Annotated in this window: 15 protein-coding genes and 1 tRNA gene; 10 read left to right on the forward strand and 6 right to left on the reverse strand. The window is 47.0% G+C overall.

Going from position 1 to position 14,521, the window contains the following annotated elements:
* Window positions 1-366 precede the first annotated feature (366 nt).
* The 5 genes from NSQ19_RS03665 to NSQ19_RS03685 all read left to right on the forward strand — a co-directional run bounded on the left by NSQ19_RS03665 (window position 367) and on the right by NSQ19_RS03685 (window position 4,143).
* Complete coding sequence (locus NSQ19_RS03665; RefSeq protein ID WP_013858688.1) at window positions 367-825, forward strand: NUDIX hydrolase; 459 nt, start codon at window positions 367-369, stop codon at window positions 823-825.
* Window positions 826-861: 36 nt separating this feature from the next.
* Window positions 862-1,752 (forward strand): RNase adapter RapZ, encoded by an 891-nt coding sequence (rapZ, locus tag NSQ19_RS03670; protein WP_019721738.1) that lies wholly within the window; start codon window positions 862-864, stop codon window positions 1,750-1,752.
* The gene (locus NSQ19_RS03675; RefSeq protein WP_019721739.1) at window positions 1,749-2,729 is read left to right on the forward strand and encodes a gluconeogenesis factor YvcK family protein; all 981 of its coding nucleotides are present in this window, start codon (window positions 1,749-1,751) and stop codon (window positions 2,727-2,729) included. Before rapZ ends, NSQ19_RS03675 begins: the two co-directional genes overlap by 4 nt.
* An 80-nt stretch (window positions 2,730-2,809) precedes the next feature.
* Window positions 2,810-3,763 (forward strand): DNA-binding protein WhiA, encoded by a 954-nt coding sequence (gene whiA / locus NSQ19_RS03680; RefSeq protein WP_013858691.1) that lies wholly within the window; start codon window positions 2,810-2,812, stop codon window positions 3,761-3,763.
* 110 nt (window positions 3,764-3,873) lie between these two features.
* Complete coding sequence (locus tag NSQ19_RS03685) at window positions 3,874-4,143, forward strand: HPr family phosphocarrier protein (protein WP_014095819.1); 270 nt, start codon at window positions 3,874-3,876, stop codon at window positions 4,141-4,143.
* 81 nt (window positions 4,144-4,224) lie between these two features.
* Here NSQ19_RS03685 and clpP read toward each other — a convergent pair whose 3' ends face one another.
* Window positions 4,225-4,815: an ATP-dependent Clp endopeptidase proteolytic subunit ClpP gene (clpP, locus tag NSQ19_RS03690; protein WP_013858693.1), complete on the reverse strand. Its 591-nt coding sequence runs from the start codon at window positions 4,813-4,815 to the stop codon at window positions 4,225-4,227.
* A gap of 240 nt (window positions 4,816-5,055) precedes the next feature.
* Here clpP and NSQ19_RS03695 point away from each other — a divergent pair.
* The 5 genes from NSQ19_RS03695 (at window position 5,056) to fumC (ending at window position 8,760) form a co-directional block, all read left to right on the forward strand.
* Window positions 5,056-5,127, forward strand: a tRNA-Arg gene (locus NSQ19_RS03695).
* A 285-nt stretch (window positions 5,128-5,412) separates the two neighbouring features.
* The gene (locus NSQ19_RS03700; protein ID WP_340702408.1) at window positions 5,413-6,366 is read left to right on the forward strand and encodes a transposase; all 954 of its coding nucleotides are present in this window, start codon (window positions 5,413-5,415) and stop codon (window positions 6,364-6,366) included.
* A 1-nt stretch (window position 6,367) separates the two neighbouring features.
* Entirely contained in the window at window positions 6,368-6,637 is a 270-nt protein-coding gene (locus NSQ19_RS03705) for a hypothetical protein (RefSeq protein ID WP_013858696.1), read from the forward strand.
* Window positions 6,634-6,882, forward strand: coding sequence for a hypothetical protein (locus NSQ19_RS03710; RefSeq protein WP_013858697.1), 249 nt, complete (start codon window positions 6,634-6,636; stop codon window positions 6,880-6,882). Before NSQ19_RS03705 ends, NSQ19_RS03710 begins: the two co-directional genes overlap by 4 nt.
* Before the next feature lie 489 nt (window positions 6,883-7,371).
* Window positions 7,372-8,760: a class II fumarate hydratase gene (gene fumC, locus NSQ19_RS03715; protein WP_013858698.1), complete on the forward strand. Its 1,389-nt coding sequence runs from the start codon at window positions 7,372-7,374 to the stop codon at window positions 8,758-8,760.
* 54 nt (window positions 8,761-8,814) lie between these two features.
* On the opposite strand, the gene NSQ19_RS03720 is transcribed toward fumC, so the two are convergent.
* The 5 genes from NSQ19_RS03720 to NSQ19_RS03740 form a co-directional block, all read right to left on the reverse strand.
* Complete coding sequence (locus NSQ19_RS03720; protein WP_013858699.1) at window positions 8,815-9,021, reverse strand: alpha/beta-type small acid-soluble spore protein; 207 nt, start codon at window positions 9,019-9,021, stop codon at window positions 8,815-8,817.
* 348 nt (window positions 9,022-9,369) lie between these two features.
* Window positions 9,370-10,464, reverse strand: coding sequence for an ABC transporter ATP-binding protein (locus NSQ19_RS03725; RefSeq protein WP_017552777.1), 1,095 nt, complete (start codon window positions 10,462-10,464; stop codon window positions 9,370-9,372).
* Window positions 10,465-10,788: 324 nt separating this feature from the next.
* Window positions 10,789-11,688 carry a PucR family transcriptional regulator gene (locus NSQ19_RS03730; protein WP_340702409.1) on the reverse strand — a complete coding sequence of 300 codons (900 nt, stop codon included), beginning with the start codon at window positions 11,686-11,688 and terminating at the stop codon, window positions 10,789-10,791.
* A 65-nt stretch (window positions 11,689-11,753) separates the two neighbouring features.
* Window positions 11,754-12,935, reverse strand: coding sequence for a YheC/YheD family endospore coat-associated protein (locus NSQ19_RS03735; protein WP_207368283.1), 1,182 nt, complete (start codon window positions 12,933-12,935; stop codon window positions 11,754-11,756).
* Complete coding sequence (locus NSQ19_RS03740; protein ID WP_340702410.1) at window positions 12,932-14,293, reverse strand: YheC/YheD family endospore coat-associated protein; 1,362 nt, start codon at window positions 14,291-14,293, stop codon at window positions 12,932-12,934. Before NSQ19_RS03740 ends, NSQ19_RS03735 begins: the two co-directional genes overlap by 4 nt.
* Window positions 14,294-14,521 lie beyond the last annotated feature (228 nt).

A 14,521-nucleotide genomic window follows, 5' to 3' on the forward strand; every position in this document is an offset into this window, starting at 1 on the left:
ACCCCGCAGCGAGGTACGAGCGAGGAGGCTCGCCGGCCGCCCGCGGAAAGCGAGTGAATTTCGCGCGCCTCAACATCCCCGTTATCCATCTTTATACGGAAATATTACATCTTTTCCGAAAATTACACCGAGCAAGTAAAGCACGGTAGCCGAAAGTGTACAAAAAGAGTGTCTTGGAATACCCGATATTTAAACCTTGTCGAGAAAAACTTGACACATACCGGGCGGGTGCATTCATTGTTCAACCATTTCATTAATAGTATAATAAAAAAGTACATGGTTTTTACGCACGGGAAAGGTTTATCCATCGGTTGAATAGATGCGGATTTGTCCGCATCATTCCGGTTCAGATATGAGGTGACTCCTTTGCAAAGAATAACAAATTGTGTATTCATCAAGGACGGACAGGTTTTATTGCTGCAAAAGCCGCGGCGCAACTGGTGGGTTGCACCTGGCGGGAAAATGGAACAGGGAGAATCGGTCCGTGAAGCCGTGATTCGCGAATACCGAGAAGAAACTGGCATTTATTTAAAACACCCTGATTTAAAAGGCGTTTTCACGATTGTCATCAAAGACAGGGATAAACCCGTGTCTGAATGGATGATGTTTACGTTTGTCGCAACAGACGGCGACGGCAAAAACTTCGAGCAATCTGCTGAAGGAATTTTGCAGTGGCATGCTATTGATGAAATTAAAAACTTGCCGATGGCGGCGGGAGATACCCATATTTTGGAATATATGGTCCACGGAAGCGGCATCATCTACGGCCAGTTTACGTACACGCCCGACTTTGAATTGCTTTCATACAGGCTCGATCCAAGCTGAAACGCCATGCTAAATTTTCCGTCAGGGGGAAAAAGAATGGGTTTAGAAGGAAATCAAATGCAGTTTGTCATCATTACCGGCATGAGCGGGGCCGGAAAAACGGTTGCGATCCAAAGCCTGGAGGATCTCGGGTTTTTCTGTGTCGATAATTTGCCGCCGACGCTTTTGCCAAAATTTCTGGAACTGATGAAAGATGCCAGTAATAAAATGAATAAAGTCGCGCTTGTAATGGATTTGCGCGGCCGTGAATTCTTTGATGACTTGTTCCGGGCACTGGATGAACTTGACAAGTCTTCGTGGGTTACGCCCACCATTTTATTTTTGGATGCGGATGATTCTGTGCTCGTGCGCAGGTATAAAGAAACGCGCCGGTCCCACCCGCTTTCGCCGGATGGGACGCCGCTCGAAGGGATACAGCAGGAAAGAAAAATCCTCGAGGAGCTGAAAGGGCGCGCGCAGCTTATTCTCAACACATCCAATTTAAAACCGCGCGAACTCCGCGAAAAAATCGTGTTGGAGTTTTCGGCGAATAAGCAGTCGGTTTTCACGGTCAATGTCCTGTCGTTCGGCTTTAAAAACGGCATTCCGATTGACTGCGACCTTGTTTTTGATGTCCGGTTTTTGCCGAATCCGTTCTACATTGAACATATGCGCCAGAAAACCGGACTGGACGAAGAGGTATACACTTACGTTTTAAAATGGAATGAAACGCAAAAATTTCTTGAAAAGCTGACCGATTTGCTTGCTTTTATGCTCCCACATTACAAACGGGAAGGAAAAAGCCAGCTGGTGATCGGCATCGGGTGCACGGGCGGCCAGCACCGTTCTGTCGCGCTTGCCGAGTATATCGGCCATTTTTTTGAAAAAGACTATCATACAACGATTTCCCACCGTGATATCAAAAGAAAGGAGGAGCGTAAGCCATGAGGCATCCGAAAATTGTGCTGATCGGAGGCGGGACAGGGCTCCCGGTGCTTTTGCGGGGGCTGAAAAAATACCCGGTTGAGATCAGTGCCATTGTAACTGTTGCAGATGACGGCGGGAGTTCCGGAAGAATCCGTCATGAAATGGATATGCCTTCCCCGGGGGACATCCGCAATGTGCTCGCAGCTCTATCCGATGTGGAGCCGCTGCTTGAAAAAATGTTCCAGCACCGTTTTGAAACCGGCGATGAACTTTCCGGGCATTCGCTTGGCAATCTGATCATTGCGGCGCTCACTTCGATAACTGGAGATTTTGTACACGCCGTAAAGGAACTGAGCAAAGTCCTGAATGTCCGGGGGCAGGTTTTACCGTCCGCCAACCAAAGTGTCGTGCTGCACGCGGAAATGGAAGACGGATCGATCATTGCCGGGGAATCCAAAATTCCGAAGTCCGGCAAAAAAATCAAAAGGGTGTTTTTGACGCCTGAAGTCATTCAGCCGCTTCCGGAAACATTAACGGCCATTCAGGAAGCTGACCTGATCGTGATCGGTCCGGGCAGCCTTTATACAAGCATTTTGCCGAATTTAATGGTGCCGGGTCTTGGAGAAGCGGTATGCCAGGCACATGCGAAAAAAGTGTATGTATGCAATTTGATGACACAGGCGGGCGAGACGAATCATTATACTGCCGCGGATCACGTGCAGGCGATTTTCAACCATATGGGCAGTGCCTGCATTGATACGATCCTCGTCAATGATGAAGATGTGCCGGAACCGGTTATGAGCCGGTACCGCGAGGAGCTGGCACAGCCTGTTGTATACGACGTGAAGCGTTTAATGGGGCTCGGCCTGGAGGTGGTTTCGGGAAATATTTTAACGTATAAAGGCGGGGTCATCCGCCACGATACGGAAAAAGTTGCCGAAATCCTTTATGATATTTTGAAAAAGCAGCAATGGCTTTCACGCTCCAGTGCCCGGTGAAAGGATAAAGGCGGAACATCCCCTTTTCGTGTGCATTTTTTCGCATAGCTCTAAATTTTGCCAAGGGAGGGGCCTGGAGGATGTCATTTGCATCAGAGATCAAAAAAGAGCTGACCAATTTAGCAGTAAAAGATTGCTGCGTGAGATCCGAATTATCTGCACTGATCCGGATGAACGGATCTTTATCTTTTTCCAACAAGGTGCTGGTTGTCAATGTGCAGACGGAAAATGCCGCCATTGCCCGGCGGATTTACGTCCTTGTAAAAAGATTATATGATGTCCCGGTGGAATTATTAGTCAGGAAAAAAATGCGCCTGAAAAAAAACAATGTCTACATTGTCAGGCTGAAGGCCCGGGCAAAAGAAATATTGGAAGATTTGCATATTCTCGGTGAACATTTTACCTTTACCCGGAACATTTCCCCGGAACTGCTGAAGAAGAAGTGCTGCAAACGCTCCTATTTGCGCGGGGCTTTTCTGGCGGGCGGATCCGTTAACAATCCGGAAACTTCCTCTTATCATTTGGAAATTTCCTCCCAATACAAAGAGCACAACGATGCACTATGCCGCCTGATGAACGGGTTTCATTTAAACAGCAAAACGCTTGAAAGAAAAAAAGGATATATTACGTATTTAAAAGAAGCGGAAAAGATTACGGAATTTCTCAATATTATCGGCGCCCATCATGCCCTGCTCCGGTTTGAAGATGTCCGGATTGTCCGGGATATGCGCAATTCCGTCAACCGGCTCGTCAATTGCGAAACGGCCAATTTGAATAAAACGATCGGGGCGGCCCTCCGCCAAGTGGAAAATATCCGCTATATTGAAGAAACGGTCGGCCTTGACGCACTGCCGGAGAAATTGCGCGAGATTGCAGTATTGCGCGTGAACCATCAGGATGTGACGTTGAAGGAACTCGGCGAAATGGTGTCCGGCGGGCATATCAGCAAATCCGGCATCAATCACCGGCTCCGCAAAATCGATGAAATTGCCGAAAAACTGCGGGCAAACGGGCCTGCCAATAAAAATTCATAATGGGTGCCAAAAATTAATCATGTAAGATGGATAGGTTTAAAAAGTATAAAGACGGGGAGCGTATTGGCAGAAGGCGCCCCTGTCCTGCTACTTGAAAGGAGAGGGTTATCGTGATCGAAAAACAATTGGAAGTGAAATTAAAATCCGGTTTGCAGGCGCGCCCTGCAGCCCAATTTGTCCAGGAAGCCACCCGCTTTTCATCGGAAATTTTTCTTGAAAAAGAAGGAAGAAAGGTAAATGCAAAAAGCATTATGGGGCTGATGACCCTTGCTGCGGGCCACGGGGAAACTGTTACGCTGAGCGTGGACGGGAGCGATGAAGAAGAAGCTTTTGAACACTTGGCAAACTATATTGAAGGGAAAGAAAAACTTCCGTCCTGATGTAAGCGCATGCGGACGTCAGCCTGCGGGTTTTTCAAACACAGCACAAGGCCGCCCGTTTGCGGACGGCCTTGTTCAATCTTATTTCAATTCTTTTTTTGTCATAATATGGTCAATCAAACCATATTCTTTTGCTTTTTCCGCGCTCATGAAGTTATCGCGGTCTGTATCCCTTTCGATCACTTCAATCGGCTGGCCGGTATGGTCGGACAAAATTTTGTTTAATTTCGCGCGCGTGTACAAAATATGTTTTGCCGCGATTTCAATTTCTGTTGCCTGGCCTTGGGCGCCGCCTAATGGTTGGTGAATCATCACTTCGCTGTTCGGCAGGGCATAACGTTTCCCTTTCGTGCCGGCGGTCAACAGCACGGAGCCCATTGATGCAGCCATCCCGACGCAAATCGTTTGCACGTCCGGTTTGATGATCTGCATGGTGTCATAAATGGCAAGGCCCGCAGTGACACTCCCGCCAGGACTGTTAATATAAAGATAAATATCTTTTTCAGGGTTTTCCGCTTCCAGGAACAAAAGCTGGGAAACAATCGAGTTGGAAACATTGTCGTCAATCGCGCTGCCAAGCATAATAATCCGGTCTTTTAACAGGCGGGAATAAATGTCGTATGCGCGTTCCCCGCGGTTTGTTTGTTCAATTACTGTGGGAATTAAATTCATATTGAGTATCCTCCTTCTTCTCTTCGGATGGTCCATCATATGCTATATCATGGATGTTAAAGGAATTATTCTCCATCCTTATGTACTGATCATACAATATTGGTCAATGAAGGTCAAAAGAATTGCCTTCACCTGAACTACAATACCCATCATAACCAAATTCCGATAAAATAAAACCAAAAAGGGGCTTGCTTTTTTGTTCATTGTCCTTTATAATCTATTATTGTTGAATCACTTATTGCCCTCGTGGTGCAAAGGATAGCACGTGAGATTCCGGTTCTCAAAATGTGGGTTCGATTCCTGCCGAGGGCGTTTTCTAAAAACTGAACAATTAGCTTAAAATTTTTTAAAACCCTTGATACGACTGCATTTGCAGTCGTTTTTCTTTTTCTCTGAATGTGAAAAAATAATGCAACAATCGATTGAATTTTTCACCGATTTTGCACTACAAATCTCATTCATTGCGCCACCTGCGACATTTCGTTCATAGTGCCATATATTCAGGTTTTGAACAGTTTCTGTATAAATCATGGAACTTGAAAAACGAACGTTTGTCCTTTATAATAAAACTGAAAAATAAGAAAAGGGGTGTTGCCATTGGAACTGGTAATGGAAAAGAAACCCGGTTACAATGTACATGATCGTTTGTTTAAGGAGCTGATCCAAAACTTTTTTCAGGAGTTTATGGAGGCGTTTTTCCCGGATGTGTCAGCGGATCTCGACTACCGCCGGGTGAGGTTTTTGTCGCAGGAACAGTTTACGGACTTTCCGGGCGGTGAACAAAAACGGGTTGATATCCTTGCCGAAACGAAGGTAAAAGGGAAAGACACCGTGATTCTCATCCATGTAGAGCCGCAGTCGTATTACGAGAAACCCTTTCCTGAACGCATGTTTCGTTATTATATGATGATCAGTCTCCGGCACCAGAAACCGGTATTGCCGATTGCCGTTTTCAGTTATGAGGAGAAAACAGAAACCCCTGATACATACACCTTTGCGTTCCACAACATTGAAATTCTTCGTTTTCACTATTTATCCATTCATCTGATGAAACAAAATTGGAGAAATTATATCCGGAGCAACAACCCTGTTGCCGCGGCATTATTAAGCAAAATGGGGTATACAGAAAAAGAACGGGTGCAGGTCAAACTGGAGTTTCTGCGGATGCTGGCACGCATGGAACTCGACCTTGCAAAAATGAGGCTGTTATATGGTTTCTTTGATTTTTATTTAAAACTGAACGAAAAAGAGGAGGCGGAAGTGATGGAAAACATTAAGATGCTGGATCCGGATGAAGCAGAGCAAGTATTAAAGCTGCCAAATTCTTACTTTGACCGCGGGTTTAAGAGGGGGAAAGAGGAAGGCAGAGAAGAAGGAATTGAAATAGGAGTAGAGAAGGGAAGAGAAGAAGAAAGAAAAAAATTGCTGCAAACGATTCCAATTGCCATCAAAATGTTGCTGGCGGGTATGGAGCTTCAATTAATTGTAGAAAAAACCGGTCTGAGCCAGACGGAAGTGGAAAAAATAAAACAGCAACTGGAGCATTCATAAGATGGAAGTCAGATTTCCCGGTGTGGATGGAAAAGAAGTTGTCCTGGACTTGCCGAATTCCTATTTTGATCGCGGGTATAAGAAGGGAATTGAAATAGGAGTAGAGAAGGGAAGAAAAGAAGAAAGAGAAGAAGGGGAAGATAAGTTAAGAAGATTTATTGCTAACTTGCTAAAAAATCAAGTGGATGTGAAGGTCATCGCCCAAGCATCCGGCTTGAGTGAAGACGAGATCATGAAGATCAAAGGGCAGATAGAAGGGGAAAAGCCTTGAACCCGAGTTATGACGAGACGGAGCAAGTATTAAAGCTGCCAAATTCTTACTTTGACCGCGGGTATAAAAAGGGGAAAGAGGAAGGAAGAAAAGAAGAAAGAGAAGAAGGTGAGCAAAGGTTAAGAAGATTTATTATCAACTTGTTAAAAAATCAAGTGGATGTAAAAGTCATTGCCCAAGCATTCGGCTTGAGTGAAGACGAGATCATGAAAATCAAAAGGCAGATAGAGAGGGAAAAGCCTTGAATACGGGTTATGACGAAACAGAACTAGTATTGAAGCTGTCGAATTCTTATTTTGATCCGCGAATATATGAAATAAAATAAGTGCACACCATTGCGAACAGGCTCTCAGGGCGGTAGCAACCCGCAATGCATTGAAAAAACGGCCGGCCTAAGTCAGCAGGGGTGCCGTTCAAGCGGTCGTTAGCGGGGAATGATGTCTGTTACAATCCGGCAAATCCGGAGAGTGGCAGGCATTTTTTCAGGACTGTGACACCGGCAAACGGTAAATGTACGGCATTGGCCGGCTCGTGAACGGATATGCCGCTTTTTTGGTGCAAGATTTCTGAAAATATGTTCTCAAAAAGGAATTGAACAGCGACTCGCGAGCGTTGAGGTGTTGCTTTGCGGGAATTTATAGTAAAATAAACTTGCAGCTACATATCGGCAAGTTTTTTAGGCTTGCCGCCGTTTTGCAAAAGCCAAATGTAAGCACATACAGGAGGGGAAGAAAGTGGAGTACCGGATTGAAAAAGACACACTCGGAGAAATGAAAGTGCCGCGGGACAAATATTGGGGGGCACAAACGCAGCGCAGCAAGGAAAACTTCCCGATCGGCGGGGAAAAAATGCCGATGGAAGTGATCCGCGCTTTTGCCCATTTGAAAAAAGCGGCTGCCGTCAGCAACAACCGCCTCGGCAAATTATCGGATGCCAAAATGAAGGCTATTGTCCAGGCTTGTGAAGAAGTGCTGGACGGGAAATTTGACGGGCATTTTCCGCTTGTTGTCTGGCAAACAGGCAGCGGCACCCAGTCAAATATGAATGTGAATGAAGTGGTGGCAAGAAGGGCAAACGAAATCCTTTCCGCCCAAAACAGTGCAGAACACGTCCATCCGAACGATGATGTGAATATGTCGCAAAGCTCGAACGATACGTTCCCGACTGCGATGCATATTGCCGCCTACCATGAACTGCAGACAAGGCTGCTGCCGCCGCTGGAACAGCTGAAAGAAACGCTGCTTGAAAAAGAAAAAGCATACATGAAAATCATCAAAATCGGGCGCACGCATTTGCAGGATGCAACGCCGCTCACACTCGGCCAGGAAATCAGCGGCTGGCGTGCCATGCTGGAAAAAAGCGAACGCATGATCAAAGAAAGCGCAAAACATATTTTGAACCTGGCGATCGGCGGCACGGCTGTCGGCACCGGCATTAATGCGGACCCGACTTTCGGCGGTAAAGTTGCGGAAGAACTGGAAAAACAAACCGGCTACCCGTTTGTTTCTTCTGATAACAAATTCCATGCGCTCACAAGCCATGACGAAATCGTTCATGTCCATGGGGCATTAAAAGGGCTTGCTGCAGATTTAATGAAAATAGCCAATGATGTCAGATGGCTTGCGAGCGGGCCGAGAAGCGGCATCGGTGAGATTTCGATTCCGGCCAATGAACCGGGCAGCTCGATTATGCCTGGCAAAGTCAATCCGACCCAGTGCGAAGCTTTAACGATGGTAGCGGTCCAGGTATTCGGGAATGATGCCGCAATCGGATTTGCCGCAAGCCAAGGCAACTTTGAATTAAATGTATTTAAACCGGTAATTATATATAACTTCCTGCAGTCCGTCCATTTGCTCGGCGATGCGATGAAGTCATTTGATGAAAGATGCGTGCGCGGCATTGAACCAAATGTGGAAACGATCCGGGAAAATGTCAATCGTTCCCTCATGCTGGTGACGGCCTTGAATCCGCATATCGGTTATGAAAAAGCAGCCCAGATCGCGAAACTGGCTTTCAAAGAAGGGACAACGCTAAAAGAAGCTGCCATTAAAACAGGTTATGTAACCGAAGAACAATATGATAAGTGGATCGTACCGGAAAAAATGGTCAATTTAAATCACTGATAAAAAGGGAGGCGGTTGCCCCCCTTTTTTTAGCCATCTTATTGGTTTGTTATATTACGAATGGAAAGTACCGCCAAGTTGTTGTTCAGCCATTTGCACAAGGCGTTTTGTAATTTCTCCCCCGACAGATCCGTTCGCGCGGGATGTCGTATCTGCGCCGAGGTTTACGCCGAATTCTTGTGCGATTTCGTATTTCATTTGGTCAAGAGCCTGTTCAGCACCGGAAACTAACAATTGGTTTGAACTGTTGTTGTTTGCCATCTGTGTCATCTCCTCGTTGTAAGTTTTTTGGTTGGGCCGGCTGGAATTGCACCAGCAAGCGGGGAATTCCCCGCCACCTGCTTGGTTGAACCCAGTGGAATTTGATCGATGTACTACGTATTATGGAGGGAAAAACTTTAATTATACTGGTCCCCGGCTGGTAACTATTGGCGGCGATTGCGGAGAAAATCAAAAAGCCGGATATAACAGCGAGGCACTGAAAAAGCACCGCAAAAATAGAAAAGACGTTGAGACACTCATGCTGCTTGTGTTTCAACGTCTTTTTGCATTTTATATGTTGGATATACGGATATAAAAAATCACTTTTTCAGTGGCAGGCTTTCTGGTTCACCCAATCCTTAACTCTGTTTCGGCATCAAAGAAATGGGCTTTATTCATATCAAGCCCGAGCGTGATTTCGTCACCCGGTTTGACAACTGTTCTGGAATCGATGCGGGAGATAAACTCCTGCCCGTTGATTCTGGAATAGAGCATCGTTTCAGCGCCATGAAGTTCGGAAACATCAATCGTGGCTTTGATGGTCGAGCCCGGCATTGTTTCAATGAAAACAGGTTCATCGTGGATGTCTTCCGGGCGGACACCAAGAATGACATCTTTGCCGATATGGCTTTTCAAATGTTTCATTTTCCCTTCCGGCACATCAAGCTGGACCGATTCGTTTAAGTGAAATTTGCCGTTGTCCAGTTTACCGCGGAAGAAGTTCATCGCTGGCGAGCCGATAAAACCGGCGACGAACAGGTTGGCAGGTAAGTCGTATACTTCGCGCGGCGTTCCGACTTGCTGGATGACACCATCTTTCATGACGACAATCCTTGAAGCCATCGTCATCGCTTCCGTCTGGTCATGTGTCACATAAATGGTCGTCGTTTGCAGCCGCTGGTGAAGCCGGGCAATTTCGGTCCGCATTTGCACCCGCAATTTCGCGTCCAGATTGGATAAAGGTTCGTCCATGAGGAACACTTTTGCATCCCTTACAATCGCGCGGCCGAGGGCAACCCGTTGCCTTTGCCCGCCTGATAAAGCTTTCGGTTTCCGTTTTAAATATTCTTCAAGGCCAAGGATTTTTGCGGCTTCCTGTACCCGCTTGTCAATTTCCGCTTTCGGCACTTTGCGGAGTTTCAGCCCGAATGCCATATTGTCGTATACCGTCATATGCGGATAAAGCGCATAGTTCTGGAATACCATCGCGATATCACGGTCTTTCGGCGCTACATCGTTCACCCGTTTGCCGTCCATGTATAAATCGCCTTTTGAAATTTCTTCAAGCCCGGCAATCATCCTGAGCGTCGTCGATTTCCCGCAGCCGGAAGGACCGACAAATACAATGAATTCCTTGTCATTAATATGTAGATTAAAATCGGATACAGCGGTTACATTATTGTCGTAAATCTTATAAATATGCTCAAGCGCCAGTTCTGTCATCGTAAAAACCCTCCCCTGTCATAAGTTGTCTTTATTATAAGGAAAACCCTTTCATAAAGGGAACGGCAGGATGCACAAAAAATGCAGGGCGATTTTCGGCACCCTGCCCATCCCGTTTTCCCGGCAGATTGGCGCAGTAAAATCCGGGGGCCGGGATCCTTGGAAATTTGAAAGCGGCTCGTTTTCCAATCTTCCGGTTGCGCGGCATTCATTGCAACATGGGATACGATGCCGGTATGCCGCTCTTGATACAACCGGTTAGCCAACTGGTGCCATTTTGAGTAAAACGGGCTTGTTTCCTTTTCAAGGCAAATAACGCGCGGCTTATCGGCGGGAGTTGCCGTCAAAGGTTTCGAGACAGGCGAAATACGCAAAGATGGCATCTGTAAAATGTTTTAAATCCAAGCCCGTTTTTTCTTCAAATTTTTCAATCCGGTACTGCAAGGAATTGCGGTGGATGAACAATTGTTTTGCCGTCAGGCTGGCATTCGTAAAATTTTCAAGATACCGTTTGATCGTTTGTCCCATTTCCCGGTCTTCTTCAAACAGCCTGCGCAGTGATTGGAAGAGCAGGCCCTTTTCCCCTTCAGGCAAATGGGACAGCAAATAAAGAGGGAGCAGAGCATGAGCCGTGAACAAAGCGGACGTTTTCCGGCGGCTTTTGGCAAATTCGAAAAGCCGGCGTTCGAATTGGAAGCTGCGCTTTAATGCCGCCACTTCCTTAAATTCGCCTAAATACAGCAAAACAGGGGTATAGAAATCCCCTTCAAACGCACGGATGGATGCCTCTAGATCGTCTTCGGCCGCTGCTGTTCCGCTTTTTTCTTCAATCACCATGCCTTCAAGCTGATTGGTCATTATCACCAAGACATCATGCACAAACATGTTTTTGATGGCTTCCTGAACGCCGGATACATCCGGCCCTTCTTTTGCCAGCGCAAACTGTGTAACGCGGTATACGCCGCCACGGGCAGGGGCCTCGGCATCCGGCAAAAACAGGTAGTCATACCATTTGGATGCTTCGCTCGCCGTGCCTGGAGCATTTTCCCGGAATTTGGGGAATAATGTTTTCAACAGCATCGTTTCTTCCGGCGTCAATTCGCCCGGATCAATCCCGAAATACTGTTTTTCTTCTTCCATCCAAAACCATAACAAAGGTTTCGCCGCAATCGGTTCATCTGCAATGCAGGCATTTGGATACCTTGTTTTTAATCTGTCGAGCATGTTTGGATCCCCCGGTTTTTCATTGGATATAATCTATTTTACTCAAATTTTTTAAAGAGAGGGAATCATTTTTCCAAAAAGCCGGTAATGGCATAAAACAAATCGGCAAGTTTCCGGGTTTTTGCTGCTTCAATTTCAGGTTCATCAAAGGACATTGGCTTTGCATTCAGTTCAAACAAATAAAAGCCGCCTTCATTGCCGGGCGCGATGTCAGCGGTAAATTCCCCGAAAAAGCCGTACGATTCCGCTAAAGCATTGCCGCATGCTGAAATGACCGGCGCAATCTTTTTTTTAATCTCCATTTTTTCATTGGAAGATAGTACCAGCGTTTCCCCGCCTTTTGCCGTATGGGTCGTCATTCCGCCGGGGCGGGCAACCCGCACGCCGATGCCGGTTATCCGGTAACCTGTTCCGTTGTAATGGGCGTGGACACGGTAGTCATATTTCCGGCCGTCAAGCAATGCAGTTGGCACGGTTTCCTGGACAATGTACGTTTCTTTTTCTGCAAAGGGGCCAATCTCCTCCCACACATCCGAAAAGCTGGCGGGCAAGTGGGCGGATTGGGGCGTGTAAAATGTCCATGCTTCACAGGGCCCCTGCACAATGCGGCGGATGCCGTATCCTTGCGAACGGGCGGCGGGTTTGATATAGACATCCTTGTGTTTCAGTAAAAAGGCGTGAAAGCTGCTTTTATCGGAAATAAGCGCCGTTTCCGGAAGAAAACCGGCAATCGCCGGATCCTGCTTCAATTTTTCGTACACCTCATATTTATTTAAAAAATGCGGGTTGAAAAAAGGGATCCTTTTTTGCCGGAGAAGCCTGGTAAAGCGACGGAAATCTTCCTCCAATTCTTCCTTTCGCTTCCGGATCCGGTTATAAACCACGTCTGGAAACGGAAACATTGCCCTGTGCCATTTTTCTTGTTTTACATCCCAAAACACGCCGGTAATATGCGCTGAAATATCGGCAAGGCTGAATAAAAAAGACAGGCCGCCCTGTTTTTCCTGTAATGTTTGTTGGATGGCGATAAAAAAATCACGGTCTCCGCTGATGGCTTTCTTTGATTTACTGATGAGTATCCCGATCAGGGGGCCGGCTGATGCCCCTTTTAACATCAGGCGATAAGGCGTTTCCTCTCCGGGTTTCGCGGAGAAAGGAAGCAGTTCCGCTTCTTTTCCCCAAAAAAGCGGGGACGGGGCAGTACGCTTAAATATTTTTTCCTTGCGGTCAAACCAGATGGCGGTCATGGGAACATTTCCCCTGGTGACTGCACTTGCCGTTCCGTCAAATAAACGGCAAACGATAAGCTCAGTTTGCGCGTCAATAAATCGCACGCTTTCATGAACGGATTGTTGAAAATGGAGCGCCCGGGCTTCGAATTGGCTTCAAACAGCCATACTTTCCCGTCCGTGCCGATGCCGAGGTCAAACCCGATTTCCCCAATCACTCCTTCGACATGTTCATCGATGGCGCGGGAAAGTTTGAGGGCGGCTGTTTCCAGCGCATGCCGGTACATCTCCTGTTGCTCGGGGTTTTCCGTAAGTTCGGGAAGTGTTTTAATTAACCCGCCGCTTCTCACATGCGTTGTCGGGCTGCCCGGGCCGGCCACTTTTGCCGCGATTGCTGTAACGACCCAGTTTCCGCCCTCGTCTTTATTGGTATGGACCCGGAAATCAACCGGCCGCCCTCCGTCTGTTACGAGAAAAATGCCCTGCTGGACGAGCAGCCGGTTCCATTGCTTTTTAGAAAAAACATGGTTGATCAAGTTTTCAAGGCTGCTGAATTTTAACAATCGGTTGCCGGTGTCCCGGTACCTGCAATAATACGCGCCGGAAGCATGGTGGTAATGGATTTGATGGACGCCAAGGCCAAGGCTGCCGTTCACCGGTTTGATGTAGACCATCCCGTAATCAGACAGCATCCGTTCAATTTGATGAAAAGAGGTGAGCGGGTTCGTTTCCGGCAAATAGGGGCGCGCTTCCGGATCTTGAAACAGCCGCTCGTGAATTTCCAGTTTGTTGAAAAAGCCGGGATTGTACCACGGAATAAAATATTCTTTTTCCAATTTTTCTTTGATTTTCTGCGCATTTACAAGTTTTTCACTTTTCCGGTTCGGGAGCCGGTCGTAAATGGCATTGGGAAACGGGACTTTCTGCTTTTCCCAGCCCGCTTTCCCGTAAAAGTAGCCGGTGATCACACCCTGTTCCCAATCGATATGCTGTTCGCCGAATAAAAACGGCACCACGCAGGCAGCAGACTGGGCGGAAAGAAGTTTTGCAAACCACGCCGACCTTGCGCCGGCCGGGCGGTTTTCAAAGGGGGTGAAGCCGGCCGTAAAAATGCCGACAAGCGGGCCGAGCATCAGGATATCGCTGTTTTGGAAACAGTGAAGAACCGTTAAAAAGGCGGGCATTCTCAGTTCACCGGCAAGCGCGCTTGAGACGGAAAAAACATTGCGGCCATTTGGATGCGGTTCGATTTTTGCGGCAGCGATTTTAGAGCCGAATGCCACTTTGCCGGTGTTTTCAAGTACCGGAAGGCTTTGCGGCGTGTACAGGATCGGGTCGGAGGCATCAAAAAACTCAATTTTATATTTTCTGGTCATTTGTAAAGCACCTCGTTTCATTTAGATGACCTTTTGTTAAACCGGCAGCGGATGAAATGAACCAACCAAATTTTTCCGGCTACTATCGCGGCTCTTTTTCTCGGGTTCCCTTCTGTTTCAAAAGCAATGTGGCAAAAATTCAGGCGCGTTCTATGCGAAAAGGCTGTCGAAAAATGCGCTGCTTCTTCACATAGGCGCGCTCTATGCGAAGGTATGCCGTTGAAAGCG

This window comes from Weizmannia sp. FSL W8-1119 (genome assembly GCF_038008605.1).
In the GTDB taxonomy this organism is placed as follows: Bacteria; Bacillota; Bacilli; order Bacillales; family Bacillaceae_C; genus Weizmannia; species Weizmannia coagulans.

What these genes read in the sequence shown, in the direction of transcription:
- clpP (WP_013858693.1), bottom strand. Translation starts at nt 4,815, where the DNA reads ATGAATTTAATTCCCACAGTAATTGAACAAACAAACCGCGGGGAACGC.
- NSQ19_RS03740 (WP_340702410.1), bottom strand. Translation starts at nt 14,293, where the DNA reads ATGACCAGAAAATATAAAATTGAGTTTTTTGATGCCTCCGACCCGATC.
- rapZ (WP_019721738.1), top strand. Translation starts at nt 862, where the DNA reads ATGGGTTTAGAAGGAAATCAAATGCAGTTTGTCATCATTACCGGCATG.
- whiA (WP_013858691.1), top strand. Translation starts at nt 2,810, where the DNA reads ATGTCATTTGCATCAGAGATCAAAAAAGAGCTGACCAATTTAGCAGTA.
- NSQ19_RS03730 (WP_340702409.1), bottom strand. Translation starts at nt 11,688, where the DNA reads ATGCTCGACAGATTAAAAACAAGGTATCCAAATGCCTGCATTGCAGAT.
- NSQ19_RS03735 (WP_207368283.1), bottom strand. Translation starts at nt 12,935, where the DNA reads ATGACCGCCATCTGGTTTGACCGCAAGGAAAAAATATTTAAGCGTACT.
- NSQ19_RS03675 (WP_019721739.1), top strand. Translation starts at nt 1,749, where the DNA reads ATGAGGCATCCGAAAATTGTGCTGATCGGAGGCGGGACAGGGCTCCCG.
- NSQ19_RS03725 (WP_017552777.1), bottom strand. Translation starts at nt 10,464, where the DNA reads ATGACAGAACTGGCGCTTGAGCATATTTATAAGATTTACGACAATAAT.
- NSQ19_RS03720 (WP_013858699.1), bottom strand. Translation starts at nt 9,021, where the DNA reads ATGGCAAACAACAACAGTTCAAACCAATTGTTAGTTTCCGGTGCTGAA.
- NSQ19_RS03705 (WP_013858696.1), top strand. Translation starts at nt 6,368, where the DNA reads ATGGAAGTCAGATTTCCCGGTGTGGATGGAAAAGAAGTTGTCCTGGAC.